At 70.2% G+C, this 24749-nt stretch carries 21 protein-coding genes; 15 read left to right on the forward strand and 6 right to left on the reverse strand.

Going from position 1 to position 24749, the window contains the following annotated elements; genetic code table 11:
- Positions 1-7: 7 nt before the first annotated feature.
- From ACEN2M_RS07515 to ACEN2M_RS07560, 10 genes are all read left to right on the forward strand, one after another.
- Positions 8-1585 carry an AAA family ATPase gene (locus ACEN2M_RS07515; protein WP_441647486.1) on the forward strand — a complete coding sequence of 526 codons (1578 nt, stop codon included), beginning with the start codon at positions 8-10 and terminating at the stop codon, positions 1583-1585.
- Positions 1582-2325: a hypothetical protein gene (locus ACEN2M_RS07520; protein WP_441647487.1), complete on the forward strand. Its 744-nt coding sequence runs from the start codon at positions 1582-1584 to the stop codon at positions 2323-2325. The genes ACEN2M_RS07515 and ACEN2M_RS07520 overlap by 4 nt, the downstream gene beginning before the upstream one ends.
- Positions 2322-4304 (forward strand): VWA domain-containing protein, encoded by a 1983-nt coding sequence (locus ACEN2M_RS07525; protein WP_441647488.1) that lies wholly within the window; start codon positions 2322-2324, stop codon positions 4302-4304. Before ACEN2M_RS07520 ends, ACEN2M_RS07525 begins: the two co-directional genes overlap by 4 nt.
- Positions 4297-5121, forward strand: coding sequence for a phosphohydrolase (locus ACEN2M_RS07530; RefSeq protein ID WP_441647489.1), 825 nt, complete (start codon positions 4297-4299; stop codon positions 5119-5121). Before ACEN2M_RS07525 ends, ACEN2M_RS07530 begins: the two co-directional genes overlap by 8 nt.
- On the forward strand, positions 5114-6499 hold the full coding sequence (locus ACEN2M_RS07535) for an AMP-binding protein (protein WP_441647490.1): 1386 nt from the start codon (positions 5114-5116) through the stop codon (positions 6497-6499). Before ACEN2M_RS07530 ends, ACEN2M_RS07535 begins: the two co-directional genes overlap by 8 nt.
- Before the next feature lie 201 nt (positions 6500-6700).
- Complete coding sequence (locus tag ACEN2M_RS07540) at positions 6701-7219, forward strand: DinB family protein (RefSeq protein ID WP_441647491.1); 519 nt, start codon at positions 6701-6703, stop codon at positions 7217-7219.
- Between the two features lie 108 nt (positions 7220-7327).
- Positions 7328-8230: a PRD domain-containing protein gene (locus ACEN2M_RS07545; protein ID WP_441647492.1), complete on the forward strand. Its 903-nt coding sequence runs from the start codon at positions 7328-7330 to the stop codon at positions 8228-8230.
- Positions 8231-8432: 202 nt separating this feature from the next.
- The gene (locus ACEN2M_RS07550; protein WP_441647493.1) at positions 8433-10286 is read left to right on the forward strand and encodes a beta-glucoside-specific PTS transporter subunit IIABC; all 1854 of its coding nucleotides are present in this window, start codon (positions 8433-8435) and stop codon (positions 10284-10286) included.
- Between the two features lie 96 nt (positions 10287-10382).
- Positions 10383-11804, forward strand: coding sequence for a glycoside hydrolase family 1 protein (locus ACEN2M_RS07555; RefSeq protein WP_441647494.1), 1422 nt, complete (start codon positions 10383-10385; stop codon positions 11802-11804).
- Positions 11805-11885: 81 nt separating this feature from the next.
- A complete protein-coding gene (locus ACEN2M_RS07560) occupies positions 11886-12743 on the forward strand; it encodes a Cof-type HAD-IIB family hydrolase (RefSeq protein ID WP_441647495.1) in 858 nt (285 codons plus the stop codon).
- An 88-nt stretch (positions 12744-12831) separates the two neighbouring features.
- Here ACEN2M_RS07560 and ACEN2M_RS07565 read toward each other — a convergent pair whose 3' ends face one another.
- From ACEN2M_RS07565 to ACEN2M_RS07585, 5 genes are read right to left on the reverse strand one after another with little or no spacing between them, the layout of a single operon-like run.
- The gene (locus tag ACEN2M_RS07565) at positions 12832-14028 is read right to left on the reverse strand and encodes an acetyl-CoA acetyltransferase (protein WP_441647496.1); all 1197 of its coding nucleotides are present in this window, start codon (positions 14026-14028) and stop codon (positions 12832-12834) included.
- Positions 14025-14678: a 3-oxoacid CoA-transferase subunit B gene (locus ACEN2M_RS07570; RefSeq protein WP_441647497.1), complete on the reverse strand. Its 654-nt coding sequence runs from the start codon at positions 14676-14678 to the stop codon at positions 14025-14027. The genes ACEN2M_RS07565 and ACEN2M_RS07570 overlap by 4 nt, the downstream gene beginning before the upstream one ends.
- Positions 14675-15415, reverse strand: coding sequence for a CoA transferase subunit A (locus ACEN2M_RS07575; protein ID WP_441647498.1), 741 nt, complete (start codon positions 15413-15415; stop codon positions 14675-14677). The genes ACEN2M_RS07570 and ACEN2M_RS07575 overlap by 4 nt, the downstream gene beginning before the upstream one ends.
- A gap of 40 nt (positions 15416-15455) precedes the next feature.
- Positions 15456-16202 carry a 3-hydroxybutyrate dehydrogenase gene (locus tag ACEN2M_RS07580; protein ID WP_441647499.1) on the reverse strand — a complete coding sequence of 249 codons (747 nt, stop codon included), beginning with the start codon at positions 16200-16202 and terminating at the stop codon, positions 15456-15458.
- Entirely contained in the window at positions 16202-17587 is a 1386-nt protein-coding gene (locus tag ACEN2M_RS07585) for an MFS transporter (RefSeq protein ID WP_441647500.1), read from the reverse strand. Before ACEN2M_RS07585 ends, ACEN2M_RS07580 begins: the two co-directional genes overlap by 1 nt.
- A gap of 159 nt (positions 17588-17746) precedes the next feature.
- Between ACEN2M_RS07585 and ACEN2M_RS07590 the strand changes: the two genes are divergently transcribed.
- The 5 genes from ACEN2M_RS07590 to ACEN2M_RS07610 all read left to right on the forward strand — a co-directional run bounded on the left by ACEN2M_RS07590 (position 17747) and on the right by ACEN2M_RS07610 (position 23350).
- A complete protein-coding gene (locus ACEN2M_RS07590; protein WP_441647501.1) occupies positions 17747-18652 on the forward strand; it encodes a LysR family transcriptional regulator in 906 nt (301 codons plus the stop codon).
- A gap of 75 nt (positions 18653-18727) precedes the next feature.
- Positions 18728-19789, forward strand: a complete 1062-nt coding sequence (locus ACEN2M_RS07595) for a LolA family protein (RefSeq protein ID WP_441647502.1) — start codon at positions 18728-18730, stop codon at positions 19787-19789.
- Positions 19786-20793, forward strand: a complete 1008-nt coding sequence (locus ACEN2M_RS07600) for an ABC transporter ATP-binding protein (protein WP_441647503.1) — start codon at positions 19786-19788, stop codon at positions 20791-20793. The genes ACEN2M_RS07595 and ACEN2M_RS07600 overlap by 4 nt, the downstream gene beginning before the upstream one ends.
- The gene (locus ACEN2M_RS07605; RefSeq protein WP_441647504.1) at positions 20783-21649 is read left to right on the forward strand and encodes an ABC transporter permease; all 867 of its coding nucleotides are present in this window, start codon (positions 20783-20785) and stop codon (positions 21647-21649) included. Before ACEN2M_RS07600 ends, ACEN2M_RS07605 begins: the two co-directional genes overlap by 11 nt.
- A 261-nt stretch (positions 21650-21910) precedes the next feature.
- Complete coding sequence (locus ACEN2M_RS07610) at positions 21911-23350, forward strand: Mur ligase family protein (protein WP_441647505.1); 1440 nt, start codon at positions 21911-21913, stop codon at positions 23348-23350.
- A 129-nt stretch (positions 23351-23479) separates the two neighbouring features.
- Here ACEN2M_RS07610 and hutI read toward each other — a convergent pair whose 3' ends face one another.
- Positions 23480-24676, reverse strand: coding sequence for an imidazolonepropionase (hutI, locus tag ACEN2M_RS07615; protein WP_441647506.1), 1197 nt, complete (start codon positions 24674-24676; stop codon positions 23480-23482).
- Positions 24677-24749: the final 73 nt, after the last annotated feature.

Here is a 24749-nt window from a genome sequence, read left to right on the forward strand (position 1 = left end):
GAAAACCATGGGGCTGGGGAATCGTTGGAACAAGGTATCCGAATCACCGACGCGCGCTAACGCCGCCACACTGGCCGAGGAGCTGACCGCGGAGGACCTCTTCACCGAGGCCCCGGCGGTGGCCGACACGGCGCTGGACGAGAAGCTCCGCCAGGCCTACTTCTGGCTGGTGAACCGGGCCGTGATCTCGCCGTTCTACGACGTCGAGTTCTCCACCGGGTCACCGGTCACGTTCACCCTCGGCGACGCCGGCGCCGAACTGCACCTGCCCACCGACCAGTCCTACTCGTCGAACGTGCTGCTGCCGCTGCTCACCTTCGCGGTGGGCGGCAAGTGCCTGCTCGTCGGCGGGCCCGGCCGCGGCAAGACCACCCTGGCGATCCTGATGGGCGTGCTCGCCGGGTCGAGCGCCCGCGAGGTGCGCCGCAACGTGCAGCAGGGCCAACCGCAGGTCACCGTCAGCGACCTGGTCGGGATGCCGCTGCCCCGCGACCTAGTGACCGCCGGCAGCCTGGCCGAGATCGAGATCGCCTGGCGCAGCTGGCTCACCCGGCCGGTGAAGATCATCGACGAGTACAACCGCATCCCCACCAAAACCCAGTCGGCGCTGCTCACCATGGTGGCCGAGGGGTACGTGGAAAGCCACGACCAGATGCACTCGACCGCGCCAGAATCGGGCGTGGAGAGCTGGTTCTTCACCGCCAACGACGACGCCGGCGGCGGCACCTTCCCGGTGATCCAGGCGCTCCGCGACCGGATGGACGTGACCGTCGCGGCGCAGGGCTTCAACAACCGGTTCTTCGACGAACTCGTGGCCAGGGTCGAGGCCGGCGAACGGCCCGAGGACCACCTGCCCGCCGAGCTCGTCTTCGACGCCGACGAACAGCGGCTGCTCGAGGCGGCCATCCGCGCCGTGCCGCTGCCCGGTGCCGTGCGCCGCCAGCTGGAGTTCTTCGCCAGCCACTTCGAGTTCGTGCAGCAGGGCGGCCGCCGGTTCGAGTACCGCACCAAAGACACCGTGCGCACCGGTGGCGGCGAGGCGGCCGAGGTGATCGAGGCCAATTCCGGTGCCGACCTGCAGGTCGACCTCGGCTCCCAGACCAGCAACAGCCTCTCGGTGCGGTCGCTGCAGACCCTGATCCGCTACGCCAAGGCGATGGCCTACTTCCGGGGTCGGCCCGTGGTGGGCCTCGACGACCTGGCCGCGGTGCTGCCGTTTGCGCTGCGCGGCAAGCTGCTGCCCAACGAACTGCACCCCCGCTTCGACGTGGGCGCCGACCGGGAGCTGGCCACCGACTCGATCAGCTGGCTGGCCGACCTCTTCGCCGAGTCCCGCCGGCAGTTCACCGCCCTCGGCCTGGACAACCACGACCCGATCAGCGCCGCCCTCGACCTGTTCAACCAGGGCCTGGATGGCGTCACCTCGGCGCAGGCCGCCCAGCGGCTCACCGCCATCGAATCGCTCATCTCGACGATCGCCAAGCAGGGCAAGCTGTACGGCCGGCACTTCGACGACCTGCTCGCCCTGAAGTACCTGCACCAGCGCTACACCAACTACGTCAGCTGGTTGGGGTTCAGCGGGTGACCCAGCACCCCCGGCACCTGGTGAACGAGTCACTGGTGCTCACCGACGAGCCGCTGCCCGAGACTTCGGTGAACCTCGCCCTCTCGGCGACCCGCATTCAGGAGCGGCACGGCGCAGCGGCCGGCGCCCGCTACCGGCACTTCATCGGCCGGGCCCTCGCGGCCCAGCCCCGCGCCGGCCGGGACGACCTGCTCACCCTCGCGGCCCTGGCCGCCTGGCGGGCCGGGGCCCTGGCATTTCGCACGGATGCGCTGCGTCGCCTCGACCTGGCCCTGGCCGGCGGCAGCACCCCGCTCAGCGCCGTCGCCGCCGCGTTGGGGCTGGGCGAGGGCGGTGTCGCCCCGTTCACCCAGCTGCAGCGGACCTCGCGCTTCGGGTGGCCGGGCCTGCACGCCCCCGGCGAGCTCCTGGCCGTGATCGGCGGTTTCCGGGGCCTGTACGGCCCGTGGCTGGCACCCCCGGCGGCGGCTCTGGCCGGTGACCGACCCGGCACGTTCCTCATCCGCACCGGCACGGCGGGCGCTGGGGCCGAGGAATGGCAGCTCACCGCGGATGTCTTCGGGCACACCCTCGTGCGGCTCCCGGCAGACGAGGCCGAGACCGAGACCGCCGGCGCCGAGGCGCGCTGGCTGGCGGCCGGCGACACGGCCCACGGGCTGGCCGAGGCCGGTGCGGGTGGCGCGGTGCTGACCGTGCGCGCCTACACCGCGCAGCTGTGGATGCCGGAGGACGGCCGGTGACCCCGGTGGCGGCCGGCCCGCGGCTGACCCCTGAGCAGCGCGCGGCCTGGCGGGGCGCCCAGGCGCTCTGGGGCGTCGAGCTGCACGACCCCGAGCTCGTGCCGCACGCCAAGGCGCCGTCGTTCGCCTGGTTCACCTTCCCGCCCCAGGTGAGCTTCGACCTTCCATTGGCCGACCGGCTGGGCGTCGGCGACTTTCTGGAGAGCATCTTCGCGCACGAGATCGGCCACCACGCCCTCTCGCCGTCGACCCGGCTGACGAGCCTGAAAATCCAGCACCAGATCGCGCGGGCGCTGGCGGCCACCGACGCCACCCGCATCCCGAACGTGCAGGACGAGGTGCACAGGCTCTCGAACCTGTGGTCGGACATGCTCATCAACGTGCGGGTGGCCGAGGCGCAGCGCCGCAGGGACGGCCCCGCCGCGCCGCCCGAAATGGTGCGGATGTGGACGGTACTGGGCGGCAACGGCATCGGCGACACCCTCTGGTGGGTGGTTCTGCGCGCCTACGAGGTGCTCTGGGGGCTCCCGGCCGGCGCACTCTGCCCGGCCGAGCCGCCCGCCGCGCCGGTGGACCCGACCGAGGAGAAGCGCCGCCGTCGGGAGGCGCAGTCGACGGCGCAGTACCGCAAGTCCGTGCTCGAGAATATGCGGGCCACCAAGCCCAAGCAGAAGGTCGCCGAGCGGGAAGCGGACTTCCTCGCGCAGGACGCGGCCGCCGAGGTGCAGCGCGAGTTCGACGCCCTGGCGCTGACCAACCCCCGCCTGGACGCCGGACTGCTGGCCGAAACGGTGCGCACCTTCGGCGACGACCCGGTCAGCGGCGCGCTGCGGTTCGGGATGCTGCTGGCGCCGTACCTGGTGGGGCAACAGGATGCGAACAAGCGGGGGGCACCCGCCGGACTCTGCGACGGGGAGACCGGGGCGGGCCCGGCGACCGCCGGTGAGCTCGTGGCCGTGCTCGGGGACGCCCGCCTACAGGAAAGCCCGGAGCATCCGGCGGTGGCCAAGGCCCGCGGCCTGGTGGCACCGGCGACCACCCACGGGATGTCGGATACCTCGGACACCTCGATGGGGTCGCCCACGACGTCGACCGGGCAGGGGTACGGCCTGGCCAAAACCCTCGAGCTGTACCGCGCCAGCGCCGCCAACGATGTGATCGCCGCCTGGTACCAGACCCGGGCGCGACACTTCGTGCGCCCGCTGCTGCAGCGGTCCACGACAGCGCCGCCGACCGACACCGAGATCCCGGGACCGCTGGAATCGTGGGAGCTGGGCGACGACCTGGCCGACATCGACTGGGCGGCGTCGATGGCGCGGAGCCCCACCATCGTGCCCGGGGTGACGACCCGCCGCCGCGAGTACCTGCCCGATGTGCCGCCGGTGGCCTCGGTGAGCCTCGACCTCGACCTCTACATCGACTCCTCGGGGTCCATGGTGAGCCCGGCACGCGAGTCCCCGGCCGTGCTGGCCGGCACCATCCTCATCCTCTCGGTGCTGCGGGGTGGCGGCCGGGTGCGGGTGACCTCGTTCGCGGCGGCCGGGCAGGTCGCCGGCGGCCACAGGTTCACCCGCGACCGCCTCGAGGCGCTGCGCGACCTCACCTACTACTTCGGCGGCGGCACCGTCTTTCCCCTCGACCTGTACGGCACCCGCTATGCCGGGCTCGGGCGCACCAGCGCGAGCGTGCGCCGGCACGTGGTGGTGCTCTCCGACGAGGGCCTGCTGTCGATGTTCGGCGCGGGTCAGCCGCAATATGCCGACGTTGCGGCGCGGGTGCGCCGGGGTCTCGACACGGCCACCCTGATCCTGCAGGATCCGCGCCGCTCCATCACGGAGCCCGCCGCCGCGGCCGGCTATGACGTGGAGTACATCCAACGGATGGACGACGCCCCGGCCGCCTGCGCCCGGCTCGCCCGGCGACTGACGCAGAGCGAGCCGAGCGGCGTCAGGCGAACATCAGGAGGTTTCCGTGGCTGAGGGACCCGTGCCGTTCTGGCGCCGGCTGACCAACTCGGCCGGGCTCAGGGAACCGGACCGCAACGAAACCGCGACGAACACCACGCCGTTCTCCCCGCCCGCCGACCGCGTGCCCCGGCCCGCGGCCGCGCCGGAACCGGCCGCCACGAACATCGTCGACTCCGAGGCCCTTCTTGATATCTGGTTCGCCCGCGAGCAAGACGACGTCATCGTCTGGCGCACGTGCCTGCCCGGTGCGAGTACCGCCGAAATCGCCACCCGGCTGTCCCTGGTTCCGGCCGCATTTCTCGCCGACGACGTGGACGTTCTGCAGCTCGCCGAGAATATTCTCGAAACAGAATACGGCGCATCTGGAACGACGCCACCGGACCGACGACGGCAGGAGGTCCTCCTGATTGTGGACCAGGTGCGGGGCACCGGGTCCCGTGCCGCCCGCCGAGGCGCCGCCCTGGTGCTGTGGCTCTGGGCCAGCGACGACCTGAACGGGCCGCTGTCGGTGCCCCTGAGCCCGGTCTGGTACGGCCGAGCCATCGCCGCGCTCTCGTTCAGGTTGGCTGCGGTCGTCGACCCGGCCGAGTGGGTGCGGGATGCCGACCGGCGAGACGAAGCGGCCCGCACCTTCCTGCTCTGGTCGGGTCACCTGCCGGCCGGCGAAGACGAGGCCACCGCCAGGTCGATCCTGGCCATGCGCGATTCCCTGCAGCAGAACACGGCTCTGGCCCAGACCATGGCCGATCACGAACACCGGTTGCAGGTGACCAAGCGGCTGCAGGAGGCCCGGGCCCGCGAGGCGGCCGCCCGGTACTCGAATGAGTGACCCGTGTGCACCGGCCGCCCCGTCGCCCGACCCGGATGACCCACTGGCCCTGGCCGAGTACGCCGCGGGCGGTGCGGTGGCGCTGACCGACGCGGAGCGCTGGCCCACCCTCGACGAGGCCGGCGCCGCGCGGCTGGGTGCCGTGGCCCGGCATCCGCTCGCCCCGGCCTGGGTGCACCGCACCGGGGACCGGCTCACCGCCGACGGCGTGGCCAGGGCCCGGACCCCGCTGCCCGTGGACGACTGGCTGGCCGGGCACCTCGCCACCGCGCGCAAGCTGCCCGCGTACCGCCGGGTCGCCGACACGCTCGGCGACCTGCCCAGCTGGCCCACCGTGACCCGCGACGACCTGCTCGACGACGTCTCGGCCTTCGTACCGCTGGATGCCGACCTCGACCGCATGATCGAGGGCTCCAGCTCCGGCACCACCGGGCGGGCGCTGCAGATTCCCGACGACATCGAGGAGGTCGCCCGCAGCTTCCACCTGCTCGTGCGCCTGGTGGCCGAGCAGGGCATCCACTGGCGGCCCGACCCCGGGCGGATGGCGCTGGCCTACGTGGTGCACCAGCGCCAGGCGTTCACCTACACCTCGGTGATCAGCAGCTTTGGTCAGGCCGTGATGGCCAGGCTGAACCTGCACCCGTCGCAGTGGCCCGCCGCCGGGCAGCGCACCGGATTTCTGCTTCACCAGCAGCCGCAGGTGATCACCGGCAACCCCACCAGCCTGGCCGAGCTGCTGCAGCCCGAGCTGGTGGCGGGCCTGCGGCCGCTCGCCCTGTTCAGCGGGGCCATGGCGCTCAGCCTGGGCCTCCGCCGCGACCTCGAGCGGGCCTACGGCTGCCCGGTGATCGACGTCTACGGGTTGCACGAGACCCGGCCCATCGCCGTGAGCGCCGACGGGGGACCGTTCGTGATCCTGGACCGCCGGGTGCACGTCGAGGTGCTCGATGCGTCCGGCCGCCCGGTGCCGGCGGGGCAGCGCGGGGAGATCGTGGTGACCGCGGGGGAGAACCCGCTGCTGCCGCTGGTGCGCTACCGCACCGGCGACTTCGGCCGGCTCGTCGATGTGGCCGGCCGGCCCGCGCTGGCCGATCTGGAGGGCCGCGAGGCCACCCGGTTCCTGGCCCTGGACGGCAGCCTGGTGCCCAGCGTCGACCTCACCCAGCAGCTGCAGGCCGGCGGTGCCAGGGGCTGGGCCGTGCACCAGGCCGCCGACGGCAGCGTGACCGCCGCGGTGGTCGGTGGCGATGCCGCGCAGATCGGTGCGGCGCTCGGGCGGTTGCTGGCGCGGCCGGTGACGGTGACCACGGTGCCGACCCTGCTCGACCTCGGCGAGGGCAAGCCGCGCCGCTACGAGTCCCTGGCGCCCGGCACCTAGCCCGTCCGCCCGGCCCGCCGCCCGCCCGGCCCTCCGCGAGGCCATCTGTGCCCGCTGCGGACAACTGGTCCCGGTACGCCGGGACCAATTGTCCGCATCGGGACCAGTTGCCGGTGGTGGGGCGCCGGGAGTGGCAGGAGTTGCCCGAGGATTGGCAGTCGCCACGGCGCCAGGGCCGGCGGGCATCCCTACGCTGGGGGGATGCCGATCACCCCCGACACCAAAGACTGGACCTGGGTGCTCGAGCGCCCGTGCGCCGAGTGCGGATTCTCCGCCGCCGACCTCGACTACGACGACGTGCCCGCGCTCGTGCGGGCGAACGCGGCCGCCTGGGCGCCCGTGCTCGCGCGGGCGGATGTGGCGGTGCGGCCCGACGAGAACACCTGGTCGGCCCTGGAGTACGCCGCCCACGTGCGCGACGTGTTCCGCATCTTCGACACCAGGCTCGGCCTGATCCTCAGCGAGGACGATCCCCTCTTCGCGAACTGGGACCAGGACGCCACGGCGGTCGCCGAGCGCTACAACGAGCAGGACCCGCGCGTTGTGGCTGCGGAGCTGGCCGCGGCCGCGGCATCCGTCGCCGACAATTTCGCCGCGGTGCCGCCCGCCGACCGGCAGCGCACCGGCCGCCGCAGCGACGGCGCCCGCTTCACGGTGACCACCCTGGCCCAGTACTTCAGCCACGACCCCAGCCACCACCTGCACGACGTCGCCGGCTGAGCCCCCCGCCTCAACTGTTGCCGCTGCGGACAATTGCACCCGGCGCACCGGGACCACATGTCCGCATTGGCAACAGTTTCGCCAAATCCGTAGCTGTAAACTGCGGCCATGACGACGGACCGCAGCGTGGCGCGCACCACGGGAGCGCGCACCCCCGCGGTGGTGGCGCACAAGGTGCTCAACAACAACGTGGTCATCTCCGTCGACGCGAGCGGCCAGGAACGGGTCCTGATGGGTCGCGGGCTGGGTTTCCAGCTGCAGCCCACCGACCGCATCGATCCCGCCAAGGTGGAGAAGACCTTCATCCTCGAGCAGGGCAGCGGCGCCGACCATGCCCGCCAGCTGCTCGCCTCCGTGCCGTACCCGGTCATCGAGGCCGTCACCTCCGCGGTCGAGGAGGCGGAGCGCACCCTGGGCCGCAGCCTCGGGCGACGCCTGCCGTTGGCCATCATCGACCACGTGCAGTACGTGCTCGAGCGGATGCAGAAGGGCATCCGCATCCCGGGTGCCGCGATGCCCGAACTGCGCGTGCTGCACCCGCAGGAGTTCGACGCGGCGACGGCCATGGCCCGATCGGTCAGCGCCAGCCTGGAGGCCGAGCTCCCGGAAGAGGAGGCCGTATTCCTCACGATGCATATTCTGAATGCCACCCGGGATGAGCCCAACGGCACCGCGGCGCTGCTGTTCCGGCGGGTTCAGCACGTCGTCACGACGGTCGAGAGAGGCCTGGGCGTGCAGCTGGACGCGGCGAGCCCGGACTACGCGCGGTTCATCCTGCACATCCAGTTCCTCCTGCAACGGCTCGTGGCGCAGTCGATGCTGCGCGGCTCCGACACGTCGTTCTTCGAGTTCGCCAAGCGCAGTTACCCGCGTTCCTACGCCATCGCCGCCGACGTCAAGCTCTACGTCAGCGAAGCCACCGGCTCCGACCTCACCGACGAAGAACTGCTCTACGTGATCGTGCACGTCGAGCGTCTGGCCAACCAGGTTGTTGATGGCGGAACGTCCTGATGGTGTGATAGCGTGAGCGACGCAGGGCGAAGACGACCTGTGGTAGCTTTTCGGATTGTTACTGCGCAAGCAGGCAAAACCTGAACTCGAACCGCCAATGAGCGGTGACGGAGTTCAGGTCTTTTTTTTGCCCAAAACCCGAAAACGGCTGCCATTTGCGAAAGAGAAGCCGCGATGTCGCGGCGGAAGGTGAACCAGAACGATGGATTACTCCAAAACCGCTGCTGCGGTTCTCAAGGGCGTAGGCGGCGAGGAGAATGTCTCCTCGCTCGTGCACTGCGCGACCAGGCTGCGTTTTGTGATCAAGGATGACGCCAAGGTCGACAAGGCCGCAGTGAAGGCCACCGCCGGCGTCATCGCCACGGCAGAAGCCGGCGGCCAGTACCAGGTCGTCATCGGCAACGAGGTTCCCGAGGTGTTCGCCGAGATCGCCAAGATCTCCAAGCTCGCCGGTCCGTCCGCGAACGAGAAGGCGTCGGATGCCCCGAAGGGCAACCTGCTGAACCGCTTCATCGCGATGATCTCGGCGATCTTCACCCCGCTGCTCTGGGCCCTGGCCGGCACCGGCCTGCTCAAGGCGTTCCTCGCCGCTGCGGTCACCTTCGGCTGGCTCGACAACACCACGACCACCTACGTGATCCTCAATGCGCTCTCCGACGCGTTCATCAACTTCCTGCCGCTCGCGCTCGCGATCACCGCCGCGAAGTACTTCAAGGCCGACCAGTTCACCTCACTCGCCATCGCGGGTGCCTTCGTGTATCCGTCGATCGTGGCACTCAACGGCGTACCGGACATCACCTTCTTCGGCATCCCGGTCACGATGGTCAGCTACGTCTCCAGCGTCATCCCGATCATCGTCATCGTCTGGATGCAGAGCCACGCCGAGCGGGTGCTCTACGCCAAGCTGCCCTCCGCCATCCGCCGCTTCGTCACCCCGATGCTCCTGGTACTCATCCTCGTTCCGCTGACCTTCCTCGTCATCGGCCCGCTGTCCAACCTGATCAGCGGCGGCCTCGCCGGCGGCATCAGCTGGGTCTTCGACGTCGTGCCGTGGCTCGGCGGCGCCATCATGGGTGGCCTGTGGCAGGTCTTCGTGATCTTCGGCCTGCACTGGGGCTTCGTGCCGCTGATGACCGCTGAACTTCAGACCAGCGGCTTCATCTTCCTCACCGCGCCGCTGTTCGCGGCCGTCCTGGCGCAGGCCGCTGCCGTCACCGGCGTCTGGGTGCGCACCAAGGACAAGAACCTCAAGTCCCTCGCCGCCCCCGCCGCGTTGTCCGGCTTCCTCGCCGGTGTCACCGAACCCGCCATCTACGGTGTCAACCTGCCGCTGAAGCGCCCGTTCGTCTACGGCGTCATCGGTGGTGTCATCGGTGGTGGCCTCATCTCAGCCGGCGGCATCGCCGCCAACGCCTTTGTCCTTCCGTCCGGCCTGGGCATCCCCGCGCTGCTCGGCACCGGAAACCTGGTCATGCTGTGGCTCGGACTCGCCGTCGCCGTGCTCGTGCCGTTCCTCCTGACCGTCATCGTCGGCTTCAAGGACCCGGTCGCCGAGACCGCAGCCCCGATCGAGAGCACCGACCTCCAGGTCCTCAGCCCGCTGGACGGCACCGCCGTTCCGCTGACCGAGGTTCCCGACGCCGTGTTCGCCGGTGGCGCGCTGGGCAAGGGCGTCGCGATCGTTCCCCGCGTCGGCGCCCTGTACGCCCCGTTCGACGCCCTCGTCGTCGCGGCGTTCCCCACCGGGCACGCCGTGGGCCTGCAGCACGCCGATGGCGCGGAGGCTCTGATCCACATCGGCATCGATACCGTCAAACTCGGTGGCAAGCACTTCTCCCTCAAGGTCGAGAAGGGCCAGCAGGTCAAGGCCGGTGACCTCCTGGTGGAGTTCGACATCGCCGCGATCACCGCGGCCGGCTACGACGTGACCACCCCGGTGATCATCACCAACCCCAAGAAGTACCCCACCATCGGCTCGCCCGCATCGGGCCCAGTGGCGCACGGCGATTCCCTCTTCCTCGCCATTGCCGAAGAAGAAGAATTGTCCCTCGCTTAAAGCACACCCAGCACGCCCCGGTGGAGGGGCGGCCCGCCCGCTCCTCCACCCCGTGCACTGCGTCACACACGCGGTGCGTAATAAAGGAGTACACGAATGACCAACTCATCAATTTTCCCCGCTGACTTCCTCTGGGGCGGCGCCACTGCCGCGAACCAGATCGAGGGCGCGTACAACGAGGGCGGCAAGGGCCTGTCGATCCAGGACGTCATGCCCCAGGGCATCACCACGCCGCGTGCCGACGGCCCGACCGATGACAACCTCAAGCAGGTGGCCATCGATTTCTACCACCGCTACGCCGAAGACATCGCCCTGTTCGCCGAGATGGGCTTCAAGACCTTCCGCTTCTCCATCGCCTGGAGCCGGATCTTCCCGCTCGGCGACGAGACCGAACCCAACGAGGAGGGCCTCGCGTTCTACGACCGCGTGATCGACGAGTGCGAGAAGCACGGCATCGAGCCGCTCGTCACGATCTCGCACTACGAGACGCCGCTGCACCTCGCCGACACCTACGACGGCTGGGTCAACCGCGACCTGATCGGCTTCTACGAGCGTTACGCCCGGGTGCTGTTCGCCCGCTACGGCGCCCGGGTCACGTACTGGCTCACCTTCAACGAGATCAACTCCGTGCTGCACGCCCCGCTGATGTCCGGCGGCATCAACACGCCCAAGGAGGAGCTCTCCAAGACCGACCTCTACCAGGCGGTGCACAACGAGCTGGTTGCCAGCGCCCTGGCGACCAAGGCCGCTCGTGAGCTTGCCCCGAACGCCCAGGTCGGCTGCATGATCCTGGCGATGCCGACCTACCCGCTGACGCCAGACCCCGACGACGTGATGGCATCGCTCACCACCGAGCGCACCAACCTCGCCTTCGGCGACATCCACGTGCGCGGCGAATACCCCGGCTACTACCTGCGGAGCCTGCGCGACCAGGGTGTCGACCTGGTCATCACCGCCGAGGACCGGGCGCTGCTGAAGGAAAACACCGTCGACTTCGTCTCGTTCAGCTACTACGTGAGCGTGGCCGACACCGCCGACGAGTCCAAGCGCGTCACCGGCCCGGGCAACCTGTTCCCCGGTGTGCGTAACCCGACCCTGAAGGCATCCGAATGGGGCTGGCAGATCGACCCCGTTGGCCTCCGCATCGTGCTCAACCAGTTCTGGGACCGCTGGCAGAAGCCGCTCTTCATCGTGGAGAACGGCCTCGGCGCCAAGGACGAGCTCGTCGAGGTCGACGGCCGCAAGACCGTCATCGACGACTACCGGATCGCGTACCTGAACGACCACCTCGTGCAGGTCGGCGAAGCCGTTGCCGACGGCGTCGACGTCATGGGCTTCACCCCCTGGGGCTGCATCGACCTGGTCAGCGCCAGCACCGCGCAGATGAGCAAGCGGTACGGCTTCATCTACGTGGACCGCAACGACGACGGCACCGGCAGCCTGGACCGCTTCAAGAAGAAGTCGTTCGACTGGTACGCCGAAGTCATCCGGTCCAACGGGGCCAGCCTCACGCGCTAGCGTCGAGAGATACGTTTACACCCCTTAGGTGGTCTCCGGGATGCGTTTCGATCCCGGAGACAACCTCGTTTGGAGCTCCACATGATTTCGCCCCGCATCGCCTTCCTCGACGTCGACGGCACCCTGATCGACTCGGGCGAGGTGATCGCCCCGTCCACCATCGAGGCGGTGCAGACCGCCCGGGCGAACGGGCACCTGGTGTACCTGAGCACCGGCCGGGCGAGTGTGGAGATTTACGCGGCGATCCGCGACATCGGCTTCGACGGGGCCATCAGCGCCGGCGGGGGATTCGCCGAGATCGGCGACGAGCTGGTCATCTCCCGCACGATGCCGGAGGACGCCGTGGCCCGCATGGTCGGCTTCTACGAGGAGTCCGGGTACGACTTCTACCTGCAGGCGTTCGCCGAGCTGTACCCGAGTCCCGGCGTTAGGGGGCGTTTCGCCAGTTACCTCCAGGATGACCAGGAGCGCAGGGGTGAGACCCGCACCGATCTGGAGTCCGTGACCGACTCCGACGAGCACCCCGCCCTGAAGGCGTTCGCCAATGTGCGACCGCTCAGCTACACCGGCATCGCGAAGTCAGTCTTCCTGGCCGGCGACCTCCGGGCCTTCGACCGGGTGTCCGAGGCGCTCAGCGACGACTTCCACGTGATCACCGGCACCATCCCGCACATGGGCAAGGGCAGCGGCGAGGTGACCCTGGGCGGCGTGAACAAGGGCTCCACGATTCTGCAGCTGCTCGACCGGCTGGGCATCGACGCGGCATCCGCCATCGGCATCGGCGACAGCAACAACGACATCGAGATGCTGCAGGTCTGCGGCGTCGGCATCGCCATGGGCAACGCCACCGATCTGGTCAAGGCGCACGCCGACGAGGTCACCACCAGCGTGCTCGACGACGGCGTCTGGAACGCGTTCCGCCGCCACGGCCTGATCTGACCCGCCCTCCGACGGTGTAACTGTTACCCGTGCGGACAAATGCACCCAGCACACCGGGACCATTTGTCCGCATCGGGAACAGTTGGGGCTAGGCGACGGCCTCGAGGATGCTGACGTAGTTGGCCACGCCCACGCCGCCCATGTTCTGCACCAGGGCGCGGCGGGCGCCGGGCAGCTGCATGTCGCCGGCGGTGCCGGTGAGCTGCATGGCCGCGATCACGTGCTGCGACACCCCGGTCGCACCCACCGGATGCCCCTTGGCCTTGAGCCCGCCGGACAGGTTGACCGGGAGCCTGCCACCGGGCTGCACCCAGCCCTCCTCGACGGCCCGGCGGCCCTCACCCGCCGGGGTGAGGCCCATGGCCTCGTAGAGCACCAGTTCCGCGATGGTGAAGCAGTCGTGCAGCTCGGCGAAGTCCAGGTCGGCCAGGCCCACGCCGGCCATGGTCAACGCGCGTTCGAACGAGACCCGGGTGGCCGCGAACGCGGTGGGGTCACGCCGCGCGGCGGGCAGGAAGTCGTTGGCCTGGCCGAACCCGGCCAGGCGCACCGGGTCGGTGGCCGCGCCGGACCCGCGGCGGGCATCCGTGCTGAGGATCACCGCGGCGGCGCCGTCGGAGACGGGGGAGCAGTCGGTGCGGCGCAGTTGCCCGGCCACGATCGGGTTTTTCTCCGACACCGTCCGGCAGAACTCCTCGCCGAGGTCCCGGCGCAACTGCGCGTATGGGTTGGCGACGCCGTTCCGGTGGTTCTTGGCCGCGATCGAGCCGAGCACGTCGCCGATGGCGCCGTAGCGGTCGGCGTACGCGTCGGCGACAACCGCGAACAGGCCGGCGAACCCGGTGCTGGATGGCGTGCCGGCCAGGTCGTAGTCCGCGCCGAGCAGGGCCGCACCGACCCGGTCGGCCGGGGCGTGGGTCATCTTCTCCGCGCCGATCACCAGCACGGTCTTCGCGGTACCGGCCAGCAGCGACTTCACACCCTGCTGGAAGGCGGCGGAGCCCGACGCGCAGGCGTTCTCGACCCGGGTGGCCGGCACGTTCGCCAGCACCGGGTCGGCCTGCAACACCAGCGACGACGGAAAGGCCAACGGCACCAGGGCCGAGTTGAACTGGCCCAGGTAGATCTCGTCGATCTGGGCCGCGTCGATGCCGGCGCCCGCGATGGCCTCGCGGGTGACCTGCACGATGAGGGACTCGAGGGTGTCGTCGGTGAGCTTGCCGAACCGGCTGTGCCCCCAGCCGGTGAGCAGCACGTCGAGGCCGAACCGGGTGGCGAGGCTCATGCCACGACCTCGGTCTGATCAGCCACCGTGAACGCGGCCTCGGTGCAGTCACGCACCTGTTCCACGGTGACGCCGGGGGCGAGACGGACGAGCTGCAGCCCGGCATCCGTGACGTCGAACACCGCGAGGTCGGAGATGATGCGGTCGACCACGCCCACGCCGGTCAGCGGCAGGGTGCACTCGGCGACGATTTTGGCCGAGCCGTCACGGGCGACGTGCTCGGTGAGCACCACCACGCGCGGTGTGCCGGCCACGAGATCCATCGCTCCGCCCATGCCCTTCACCATCTTGCCGGGGATGGTCCAGTTGGCCAGGTCACCGGCGCCGGAGACCTGCATGGCACCGAGGATGGCGACCTTGACGTGACCGCCGCGGATCATGCCGAACGAGGTGGCCGAGTCGAACACCGAGCCGCCGGGCAGCACCGTGACGGTCTGCTTGCCGGCGTTGATCAGGTCGGCGTCTTCCTCACCGTCGAACGGGAACGGTCCCATGCCCAGCAGCCCGTTTTCGCTTTGCAGGGTGACGCTCACCCCGGCGGGCAGGTTGTTGGCCACCAGGGTGGGGATGCCGATACCGAGGTTGACGTAGTCGCCATCCGCCAGCTCGGCGGCCGCGATGGCGGCCATCTCGTCTCTCGTCCAACTCATCGGAGGGCTCCTTCGCTGCTGAAAGCGGTGCTGACGGCGTCGCGCTGGCGCACCGTGCGCTGTTCGATCGGCTTCACGCGGGCCGTGGCCGGCACGAGGCGTTGCACGTAGACGCCGGGGGTGACGACGTGATCGGGGTCGAGATCGCCCGCCGGCACGATGTGCTCGGCCTCGGCGATGGTGAGCCGGCCGGCGGTGGCCACCACCGGGTTGAAGTTGCGGGCGGTGTACCGGTAGGTGAGGTTGCCGGCGGTGTCGGCCGTGTGGGCGCGCACCAGCGACACGTCGGCGACGATGGCGCGTTCCTGCACGTAGCTCGCGCCGTCGAAGTCGGCGTGCGGCTTGCCCTCGGCCACCTGGGTGCCCACGCCGGTCTTCGTGTAGAACGCGGGGATGCCCGCCCCGCCGGCCCGCAGCCGCTCGGCGAGGGTGCCCTGCGGGCTGAACTCCACCTCCAGCCGGCCGTCGAGGAACTGCTCGGCGAAGAGCTTGTTCTCGCCCACATAAGAGGAGATCACCTTCCGCACCTGGCCGGCCTCCAGCAGCAGCCCGAGCCCCAGTCCGTCGACGCCCATGTTGTTGGACACGACGGTGAGGCCGGTGACGCCAGAGTCGCGCACGGCCTCGATCAGGTCGGCGGGGATGCCGCTGAGGCCGAAGCCGCCGACCGCGAGGATGCAGCCGTCGGTGAGGGCGCCGGCCAGGGCGTCGGTGGCGGTCAGGTGCAGGGTGGTCATTGAAATCTCCTTCGGGCTGAGGATGGGCGGGCGAGACCGCTCAGGCGGTCCAGCCGCCATCCATCACGTACGACGAGCCGGTGACCATGGCGGCGTCACGGGAGGCGAGAAAGGCCACCAGGGCGGCGACCTCGTCGGGTTCGACGAGGCGCTTGATGGCGTTCTTGGCCAGGATCACCTCGTGCATCACCTCGTCGGCCGGGATGCCGTGTGCCTCGGCCTGCGCCGCGATCTGGCTCTCGAGTAGCGGGGTGCGCACATAGCCGGGGTTCACGCAGTTGCTGGTGACCCCGTGGTCGCCGCCCTCGAGAGCGGTGACCTTCGACAGCCCCTCGAGGCCGTGCTTGGCGGTCACGTAGGCCGACTTGAACGGGGACGCGCGCAGCCCGTGCACCGAGGAGATGTTGATGATGCGGCCGTGCCCTCTGGCGTACATGTGCGGCAGCGCGGCCCGGATGAGCAGGAACGGCACCTCCACCATGAGCGTCAGCATGCGGCGGAACTCGGCCGGGTCGAAGGCCTCGAGCGGGCTGATGGTCTGGTAGCCGGCGTTGTTGACCAGGATGTCGGCCGTGAGCGTCAGCTCCTCCAGCACGGCGGTGTCGAGCAGGTCGACGGCCCAGGCTTCGCCGCGGACCTCCCCGGCCACACGGTCGGCGGCTTCGGCGTCGCGGTCGGCGATGATCACGTGGGCGCCCTGGGCGGCGAGGGCCGCCGCGCAGGCCGCCCCGATGCCGCCGGCGCCGCCGGTGACCAGGGCCGTCTGGCCGGAGAGGTCGCTGAGCATCAGTTGCTTCCGACGGGGGTGAGACCGTGCTTCTCGGCATCCACCTTGTCGATCTCACGCAGCGAGATGCCGCGGGTCTCCTTGAGGGTCACGACGGCAACCAGGGTGACGACGCAGGCCGCGGCCACGTAGAGGGCCACCGGAATCCAGGAGTCGAATTCCTTCAGCAGCGCCGTGGCGATGATCGGGGCCAGCGAGCCGGCCAGGATCGAGGTGACCTGGTAGCCGAGGGAGACGCCCGAGTAGCGCATGCGGGTGGGGAACATCTCGGCCATGATCGCGGGCTGGCCGGCGTACATCAGGGCGTGGAAGCAGAGCCCGATGGTGATGGCCAGCACGATCAGCGCCGGGTTCTGGGTGTCGAACATGGGGAAGGCGAAGAACGCCCAGGTGGAACCGAGGATGGCGCCGGCGAGGTAGACAGGCTTCCGTCCGACGCGGTCGGAGAGCCGGCCGACCTGCGGGATCACCAGGAAGTGCACAACGTGGGCGATCAGCAGCGCCAGCAACAGGCTGCTGGTGTTGTACTCGTGCACGGTGACCAGGTAGACAATCGAGAAGCTCACGATGATGTAGTACAGGATGTTCTCGGCGAAGCGCAGGCCCATGGCGCCGAGGATGCCCTTCGGGTACTTGCGCACCACCTCGAGCACACCGTAGTTGGCGGCCTTGTCGGCCTCGACCTGGGCGCGGGCCTCGAGGAAGATCGGCGCCTCGCTGACGTGGGTGCGGATGTAGTAGCCCACCACGACGATGATGGCGGACAGCCAGAACGCCACGCGCCAACCCCAGCTGAGGAACTGGTCGGCGGGCAGGACCCACGACATGGTCAGGAGCACCAGGGTGGCGAGCAGGTTGCCGACCGGAACGGCCGACTGCGGCCAGCTGGACCAGAACCCGCGGGACTGGTTGGGGCTGTGCTCGGCCACGAGCAGAACCGCACCGCCCCATTCGCCGCCGACGGCGAAGCCCTGGATGAAGCGCAGCGCCACCAGCAGGGCCGGCGCCCAGTAGCCGATGCTGTCGAAGCCGGGCAGGCAGCCCATCAGGAAGGTGGCGACGCCGACCAGGATGATCGTGACCTGCAGGGTGTGCTTGCGGCCGAGCATGTCGCCGATCTGTCCGAAGACGATGCCGCCGAGCGGCCGGGCGATGAAGCCCACCGCGTAGGTGAGGAACGCGGCGATGATGCCATCGAGCTGGCTGCCCGCGTTGGGGAAGAAGACCGTGGCGAAGACCAGACTCGCGGCGGTGGCGTAGAGGAAGAACTCGTACCATTCGACGACGGTGCCGACCATGGAGGCCGCGACGATCTTCTTCAGGCCCGAGGTTTCGTTGCTGGGTGAGGTGCCGCTTGCGGCTTGGACACGCGGGGTGGCGCTCATGGAGATCTCCTTGAGTATCGGCATTGACACTGGGCGGGGGAAAGGTGTGCCGGGCCGGCTCGCGGGCTGCGGGACGGTGAACGGCTCCCCTGAGTATTCCTGCTCGAACAGGCTGCGGCAATGACCACTTCCACCCACCCGCTGTGCATAATTGCAGATATGACCGAAGCGCGGCCCACCCCGGCCAACCCCGACGACCTGCTGGTGCTGCTTGCCGTCGCCCGCACCGGCCGGTTCACCACCGCCGCGGAGTCGCTCGGGCTGAACCACACCACGATCTCCCGGCGCATCAGCACCCTCGAGACGGCTCTGGCCGGCCGGGTGCTCTCCCGCACGGCGGGTGGCTGGGAGCTCACCGACCTCGGCACCCGGGCGGTGCGCGCGGCCGAGAACGTGGAGGCCGCGCTCGACCTGCTGGGCGGGTCGAGCAAAGCGACCGAGCTGTCGGGGGTGGTGCGGCTTTCGGCAACGGATGGTTTCAGCGCGTTCATCGCGGCCCCGGCGGTGGCCCAGCTGCAGCAGCGGCATCCGCTGCTACGGGTGGAGATCGTCACCGTGACCCGGCAGGCGCTGCAGCACCGCTCCGGTCTCGACATCGAGGTGGTGGTCGGCCAGCCGCAGGCGCACCGGGCCGAGGCCTTCGAGCTGGGCCGCTACACGCTGGGCATGTACGCGTCACGGGAGTACCTGGCCCGGAACGGCACTCCCGGCAGCGTCGCCGAGCTGGTTGAGCATCCGCTGGTCTACTTCGTGGACTCGATGCTGCAGGTGGACGACCTGGATGCGCCCCGCCGACGGGTGCCCAGCATGCGGGGCGCGTTGAGCTCGACCAACGTGTTCGTGCAGATCGAGGCCACCCGGGTGGGCGGCGGCATCGGCCTGCTGCCCTGTTTCATGGCCGACCGGCACGACGACCTGGTGCGGGTGCTCACGGGCGAGTTCGCCGAGGAGCTGCCGTACTGGCTGGTGCTGCGGCCGGAGGCGCAACGCCAGCCAGTGATCGCCGCCGTGGTGGACGCGCTGCGGGCCCAGATGGTGACAATGGCGCCGGCCCTGCGCGGCTGAGCAAAGTCGAGTGGAACTTTCAGCCTGAAAGCGTAGTGTCGGCAGTACGAATTGCGACACTGGAGGTTGCTCGTCATGTCCAGAACCTGGCTGAAGTGGATGCCCGCTGTTGCGGTGCCCGCCGTCATCGCCGTGGGGGTCCTCGCGGTTCCGCTGCAGGCCGGTGCCACCGTCGACCTGCCGGACAAATCCCCGCAGGACGTGCTCGAGCTCGCCGCCGGCAGCACCGTCGACACCTTCTCCGGCACCCTCGAGCAGACCTCCGACCTCGGCTTGCCCGAGATCCCCAGCACCGGGGATGCTGCTGCCGCCGAATTCTCCGCCGCCCTCGACCTGCTCACCGGCAGCCACACAGTGCGGGTCTACCAGAACGGCGCCGACCAGAGCCGGGTGCAGGTGCAGGACACCATGTCCGAGCGCAATCTGATCCGGAACGGCTCGGACCTCTGGCTCTACGACTCCGCCGACAACACCGCCGCGCACACCACCCTGCCCGCGGCCGGCGAGGAGTTCGCCGAGAAGTCCGGCGAAACCTACACGCCGAGCGACCTGGCCGAGAAGTTCCTCGCCGACGTGTCGCCGAGCACCGCGGTGACCCTGGCCGAGAACACCCAGGTGGCGGGCCGCACCGCGTACGAGCTCGTGCTGACCCCGAACACCGACGACACCCTGGTGGGATCGGTGTCGATCGCGGTCGACTCCGAAACCGGACTGCCGCTGCGGGTGCAGGTTGACGCCAGGAACGCCGAGGAGCCCGCGGTCAGCGTGGCCTTCACCACGCTCAGCCTCGATGCCCCGGCCGCCGACCTCTTCGCCTTCACCCCGCCGGCCGGCGCCACCGTCACCGAGGAGACCCTGCCCAGCGCTGCCGACCTCGGCCACTCCGGCACCGAGCCGAACGGCGCCACCGTGATCGGCACCGGCTGGGATGCCGTGGTGACGATGCCCGCCGGTGCGGATGCCGACCAGCTCGCCGAACTCACCGCCTCGCCGCTCTACAGCCAGCTCACCGAGGCCGTGGACGGCGGCCGCGCGCTGAGCACCACGCTGGTGAGCGTGTTCATCACCGACGACGGCCGGGTCTTCGCCGGGTCGGTACCGGTGGAGCGGCTGCAGGCCGCCGCAGCCCAGGAGTGACACCGCACGCCCGGGCCGGCGACCTGGCCATCGAGACCCGGGCCCTCACCAAACGCTTCGGCCACCAGACCGCCGTCGACGCCATCGATCTCGCGGTGCCGCTGGGCTCGGTGTTCGGTTTCCTCGGCCCGAACGGCTCGGGCAAGACCACCAGCATCCGCGTGATGCTCGGTCTGGCCGCCGCCACGAGCGGCGAGGTGAGTCTGCTGGGCGAGCCGATGCCGGGACGGCTCAGCCGGGTGCTGCCGCAGGTGGGCGCCCTGGTGGAGGGTCCAGCGTTCTACCCGTTCCTCTCCGGCGCCGCCAACCTGGGCCGGCTCGACTCGGCCGACCGCGCCGCGCCCACCCGCACTCGCCGGGCCCGGGTCGACCGCGCTCTCGAGCGGGTGGGCCTGTCCAACGCGGCCGGCAAGAAGGTCTCCGCCTATTCGCTGGGCATGAAACAGCGCCTGGGCATCGCCAACGCCCTGCTGATGCCGCGCCGCCTGCTGGTGCTCGACGAGCCCACCAACGGCCTCGACCCGCAGGGCACCCGCGAGGTGCGCGCACTGGTGCGGTCGCTGGCCGGTGAGGGCACCACGGTCTTCGTCTCCAGCCACCTGCTCGCCGAGGTGGAGCACATGTGCACCCACGCGGCCATCATGAGCGCGGGGCGACTGGTGGCCCAGGGCACCCTCGACGAGTTGCGCGCCGGTGAGGCCAGGGTGCGGGTGTGCACCCCGGATGCCGCGGCCGCCATCCGGGTTCTGGCCGGCTCCGGGCTCGTGGCCGGGGTGGAGCCCGCCCCGGACGACCTCGGCGACCGGGGCGCCGGCCTCGCGGCCGACGGTTCCGTCGACCGCTGGGTGAGCGCCCCCCTCGAGCCGGGCGACGTTCCTCCCGAGACCCTCGTCGCCGCGCTCGTGGCCGGCGGGGTGCGGGTGCGCGGCTTCCACGTGCAGAACACCAGCCTCGAGGACCGCTTCGTGGCACTCACCGGAGAGGGGTTCGACGTTGTCCGATAATTCGACGGCCACCCTGCCGAGCGCCACCGCCCGGCCCGGCGGCGCCTGGGCCCTGCTGGTCTCCGAGCTCGTCGTGCTGTTCCGTCGCCGTCGCACCTGGGCGTTGCTGCTCGCGCTCGCCGCGGTGCCCGTGCTCATCGCGGTCGCCGTGCGACTCTCCTCGCAGGCGCCGACGCCCGGCCGCGGGCCGCCGTTCCTCGACCAGGTCACCCAGAACGGCCTGTTCGTGGCCGTGACCGGTCTCATCGTGTCGATCCCGCTGTTCCTGCCGCTCACCGTCGGCGTCGTCGCCGGCGATACCATCGCGGGCGAGGCCGGGCTCGGCACCCTGCGCTACCTGCTCGCGGCCCCGGCCGGCCGGGTCTGGCTGCTCGCGGTGAAGTACGTCGGCGCCGCCGTGTTCTGCCTCGCGGCCACGCTCACCGTCGTCACCGCCGGTGTGCTCGCGGGGCTGGCGCTGTTCCCGGTGGGACCGCTCACCCTGCTCTCCGGTGACACGATCAGCCTGGGCGAGTCGTTCCTGCGCGCGCTGCTCATCGCCGGTTACGTCACGGTATCGCTGCTCGGCCTCTCGGCGATCGGCCTGTTCTTCTCCACCCTCACCGTGGTGCCCGTCGGGGCGATGGCGGCCACGATCGTGCTCTCGGTGGTGGCGCAGGTGCTCGACTCGCTGCCGCAGCTGGACTGGCTGCATCCATGGCTGTTCAGCCACTACTGGCTCGACTTCGCCGACCTGCTGCGCCAACCCGTCGACTTCTCCTCGTTCGGTGCCAACGCCCTGTTGCAGGGCGGCTACCTGCTGGTATTCGGGGCGCTCGCCTACGGCCGATTCGTCACCAAAGACATCCTGAGCTGACGCCTCACGGCCGGTGACCTTGCCGCTTTCTATGCACTTGATATGAGAGTGCGGGATCGGGCCGGTATTGCAGATCCCTTGCAGGCGGGGCGCTTACGGTAATATTGTGCCCTCATTCGGGGGGTGAATCCGGAGGCATCAGTTTTGGCAGTAGAAAGCACCCCACCCGTCGTTCGTCCGAGCACCCCACCGCGGGTCCGCTTGGAGGACGTCGCCGGCCGGGCTGACACCACGTGCGCTTCGGCGGACGCGGGCACCATCGTGACGGGCATCGCCCTCTCCACCCAGTCCGTGCAGCCGGGCGACCTGTTCGTGGCCCTGCCCGGCAAGAACGGCCACGGCGCGGCGTACACCGACCGTGCCGTCGAGGCCGGCGCCGTGGCCGTGCTCACCGACGCCGACGGCGAGGCAGCGGCGCTGGCCGCCGGCGTGCCCGTGATTGTGAGCGACAACCTGCGCGGGCGCCTGGGCGAGCTCAGCGCCTTCGTCTACGGCACCGCCGACAGCAACCCCACAATTTTCGGAATCACCGGAACCAACGGCAAGACCACCACCGCATACGTGCTCGAAGCCGTGCTGCGCCAGATGGGCCTGGTCACCGGCCTGTCCACAACGGCGGAACGCCACATCGCCGGCGAGGTCTTCGTCTCCAGGCTCACCACGCCCGAGGCCACCGACGTGCACGCCTTGCTGGCCCGCATGAAGGAACAGCACGTGGAAGCCGTGGTGCTCGAGGTGAGCGCCCAGGGCCTCACCCACGGCCGGGTCGACGGCATCGTCTTCGACGTCGCCGGGTTCACCAACCTCTCGATCGACCACCTCGACGACTACGGCACAATGGAGAGCTACTTCGAGTCCAAGGAGCTCCTCTTCCGGCCGGACCGCTCCCGCAAGGGTGTCGTGAGCATGGAGACCTCGTGGGGCCTCAAGCTCCTGGCCGAACCGGCCATCCCGGTCACGTCGATCTCGGCGGATGCCGCGGCCGACCCGGACTGGCGCCTGGAGATTCTCGAGGCTCTGCCGGAGTCCACCCGGTTCCGGGTGCAGAACCGGGCCGGCGAGTCCGTGGAGACGACGGTCGCCCTGCTGGGCGATCACCTGGTGGCGGACGCCGGGCTTGCCGTGGCGATGATCGTCGAGGCCGGCTACCCGGCCGACCGCATTCAGGCCGCGCTGCAGGACGGCATCGAGGTGTACATCCCGGGCCGCACCGAGAGCGTGTCCGGACCGACCGGCCCGCGCGTCTACGTTGACTTCGGCCACAGCTCGGACGCGTTCGAGAAGACCCTGCGGGCCGTCAAGGCCGTCACGCCGGGTCGGGTCATCATGCTGTTCGGCGCCGACGGCGACCGGGACCCGGTGAAGCGGCCCGAAATGGCCCGCGTCGCGGCCGCGGGCTCGGACATCGTCGTCATCACCGACCACCACCCCCGCTTCGAAGACCCGGCCAGCATCCGACGGATGCTGGTGGACGCCGCCAGGGAAGCCTTCCCCAGCAAGCAGATCGTGGAGGTCTCCCCACCCGAGGCCGCGATCGACTACGCGGTCGACCTGGCCGACGAGGGCGACGCCATCCTCTGGGCCGGACCCGGCCACCAGGATTACCGAGACATCAGGGGTGTGCGCACCCCGTACTCGGCGCGCGCGCTGGCCCGCGAGGCCCTCGCCCGGCACGGCTGGCCGGTCGACAGCAAGGCCTGACCCCGGCACACCGCGGCAGCTTGTGCCAGCGGCGGAGTCTTGCGCGGCTGCGCGACGGACGCTTATGAGGACAAAGTGCGCACACAAGGACGCTGCGCCAATTTCCGTCCTTTTTACCGCACTATTTCCTCAGAACGCGGTGCGGTTCTGGGCCGGGCGGGCACGCACCCCCTCGGTCCAGGTGGCCAGGCAGAGCGGCACGCCGGGCCGGTAGGCCAGGTGCGCCGCCGCGGGGGCATCGAGCACCTGCAGGTCGGCGCGGCCGCCGACCCTCAGCGAGCCCACGGCATCCGGCCCGTGCTCGCGGCCGACCGCCCGGGCAGCGCCGCGGGTGGCCGCCCAGACCGCCTCGCGCACCGTGAGGCCCATCTGGAGCACCGCCGTGGCCACACAGAACGGCATCGACGTGCTGTACGAGGTGCCCGGGTTGCAGTTGCTGGCCAGCGCGATGTGCGCGCCGGCGTCGAGCAACCGGCGGGCCGGTGGGAACGGCTGCCGGGTGGACAGGTCGCAGGCCGGCAGCAGCGTGGCCACGGTGTCGGAGCCGGCCAGCGCGTCGATGTCGGCCGGTTCGAGGTGGTTGCAGTGGTCCACGCTCGCGCAGCCGAGTTCCACGGCCAGGCGCACACCGCCCCCGGCGCCGAGCTGGTTGCCGTGCAGGCGCAGCCCGAGCCCGGCGGCCCGGCCGGCGAGCAGCACCTCTCGGCACTCGTCCACGTCGAACGCCCCGGTCTCGCAGAAGGCGTCGATGAAGTCGACGTGCGGCGCCACGGCCGCGAGCATCGGACCGGTCACCAGGTCGAGGTAGTCGCGGCGGTCCAGGCCCGGTGGCATCACGTGGGCGCCGAGGAACGTGACAACGTCGGCGACCTCGGCCGCCGCCCGGGCGGAGCGCAGCTCGCTGGCCAGGTCGAGTCCGTAGCCGGTCTTGGTCTCCAGGAACGTGGTGCCCTGGGCCTCGGCCTCCCGGCGCAGACGCCGGGCATTGGCGAGGAGATCGGCGGTGGTGGCGGCCCGGGTGGCGGCCATCGTGGTGGCTATGCCGCCGGCGGCATACCTTTCCCCGGCCATGCGGGCCTCGAACTCCGCGGCACGGTCGCCAGCAAAGATCAGGTGGGTGTGGGTGTCGACCCAGCCGGGCAGCACGGCCCGGCCGCCCACATCCACGGCGGTGTCGGCGGCGGGGGCCTCGGCTGCCGGCCCGATCCAGGCGATGCGTCCGTTCTCGATCACGAGGGCGGCATCCGTGAGCCTGTCGTCGTCGTGGCTGGTTTCGGCGGCCTGGGTGGTGAGCTCGCTGATTCCGGTGATCAGTTCGGCGGTCATCGTGCGGCCTTTCGGTTGGGCTGAAGAACGGGGGGAGTCGGCGGGTGCGGAGTGCGGCGTGCTCGCCCGGTGG

Source organism: Cryobacterium sp. W22_MBD10_FK3, assembly GCF_052113745.1.
Classification (GTDB): Bacteria; Actinomycetota; Actinomycetes; order Actinomycetales; family Microbacteriaceae; genus Cryobacterium.

Bases quoted from the DNA above. Each gene is read 5' to 3' on its own strand.
- ACEN2M_RS07565 (WP_441647496.1), bottom strand. From the start codon at position 14,028: ATGAGCCTCGCCACCCGGTTCGGCCTCGACGTGCTGCTCACCGGCTGG.
- ACEN2M_RS07560 (WP_441647495.1), top strand. From the start codon at position 11,886: ATGATTTCGCCCCGCATCGCCTTCCTCGACGTCGACGGCACCCTGATC.
- ACEN2M_RS07540 (WP_441647491.1), top strand. From the start codon at position 6,701: ATGCCGATCACCCCCGACACCAAAGACTGGACCTGGGTGCTCGAGCGC.
- hutI (WP_441647506.1), bottom strand. From the start codon at position 24,676: ATGACCGCCGAACTGATCACCGGAATCAGCGAGCTCACCACCCAGGCC.
- ACEN2M_RS07550 (WP_441647493.1), top strand. From the start codon at position 8,433: ATGGATTACTCCAAAACCGCTGCTGCGGTTCTCAAGGGCGTAGGCGGC.
- ACEN2M_RS07595 (WP_441647502.1), top strand. From the start codon at position 18,728: ATGTCCAGAACCTGGCTGAAGTGGATGCCCGCTGTTGCGGTGCCCGCC.
- ACEN2M_RS07585 (WP_441647500.1), bottom strand. From the start codon at position 17,587: ATGAGCGCCACCCCGCGTGTCCAAGCCGCAAGCGGCACCTCACCCAGC.
- ACEN2M_RS07535 (WP_441647490.1), top strand. From the start codon at position 5,114: ATGAGTGACCCGTGTGCACCGGCCGCCCCGTCGCCCGACCCGGATGAC.
- ACEN2M_RS07555 (WP_441647494.1), top strand. From the start codon at position 10,383: ATGACCAACTCATCAATTTTCCCCGCTGACTTCCTCTGGGGCGGCGCC.
- ACEN2M_RS07580 (WP_441647499.1), bottom strand. From the start codon at position 16,202: ATGCTCAGCGACCTCTCCGGCCAGACGGCCCTGGTCACCGGCGGCGCC.
- ACEN2M_RS07575 (WP_441647498.1), bottom strand. From the start codon at position 15,415: ATGACCACCCTGCACCTGACCGCCACCGACGCCCTGGCCGGCGCCCTC.
- ACEN2M_RS07515 (WP_441647486.1), top strand. From the start codon at position 8: ATGGGGCTGGGGAATCGTTGGAACAAGGTATCCGAATCACCGACGCGC.
- ACEN2M_RS07570 (WP_441647497.1), bottom strand. From the start codon at position 14,678: ATGAGTTGGACGAGAGACGAGATGGCCGCCATCGCGGCCGCCGAGCTG.
- ACEN2M_RS07590 (WP_441647501.1), top strand. From the start codon at position 17,747: ATGACCGAAGCGCGGCCCACCCCGGCCAACCCCGACGACCTGCTGGTG.
- ACEN2M_RS07545 (WP_441647492.1), top strand. From the start codon at position 7,328: ATGACGACGGACCGCAGCGTGGCGCGCACCACGGGAGCGCGCACCCCC.